The following is a 702-nucleotide window of genomic DNA, read 5'->3' as shown; positions in this document are numbered from 1 at the left end:
GCTGACGAAAGCCCTGTTCGGTGCGCTTGCCGCGTCCGCACGCGAGGGCCGCGGCGCGCTGGTCATCAACATTTCCAGCGACGCCGCCGTGAACGCCTATCCCGGCTGGGGAGCATACGGCGCGAGCAAGGCCGCTCTTGCCCATGTGACGGCGATTTGGGACGAGGAGGCGAAAGCAGACGGCATCCGGCTCCTCGCGCCTGACCCCGGCGATATGGACACCCCACTGCACGCGCTCGCGATCCCTGATGCTGATCCGGCGACCTTGAAGCGCCCCGAGCAGGCAGCTGCCGAGATCATCGAAAAGATGCTCGACGCGTTGCCGGTCCGCTCTACGCTTCTCGCCGGAGCACATGGATGATTGCCGCCGATCGTCCCGATCGGCGCTCCGCCAGGCTGTTCGTCGTCGAGGCGGACGGCACGATGCGCGACCTGCCGCGAGTTGGACTCGCGACGCTGTTCAACCCCGGCGATCTGGTCGTCGCCAATGACGCCGCGACCTTGCCTGCCAGCTTGCACGGCACGCATGTCCCAAGCGGTGAGGCGATCGAGATCCGCCTGGCGGGCTGGCTGTCACTTCCCGATCCAACCCGTTTCGTGGCGATTGCCTTCGGCTCGGGCGATCACCGCACGCGCACGGAAGACCGGCTGCCTCCACCTCCGCTGTCACCAGGCGATCGCCTCCGGCTCGGCTCGCTTGAC

The 702-nt window shown here is 67.5% G+C and carries 2 protein-coding genes; both read left to right on the top strand.

What is annotated here, in order from left to right:
• Nucleotides 1-361, top strand: a 361-nt coding sequence (locus NKJ32_RS35450; RefSeq protein ID WP_352830605.1) for an SDR family NAD(P)-dependent oxidoreductase, incomplete at its 5' end; no start/stop codon positions are given.
• Nucleotides 358-702 (top strand): S-adenosylmethionine:tRNA ribosyltransferase-isomerase (locus NKJ32_RS35445; RefSeq protein ID WP_352830603.1); only part of this gene is annotated, 345 nt, incomplete at its 3' end. The genes NKJ32_RS35450 and NKJ32_RS35445, both read left to right, overlap by 4 nt.

Origin of the sequence: Mesorhizobium sp. M0159 (genome assembly GCF_040322295.1) — a bacterium.
Taxonomy (GTDB): domain Bacteria; phylum Pseudomonadota; class Alphaproteobacteria; order Rhizobiales; family Rhizobiaceae; genus Mesorhizobium.
Note: the sequence above shows the minus strand (reverse complement) of the source record. Positions and strands in the feature narration are given on the sequence as shown.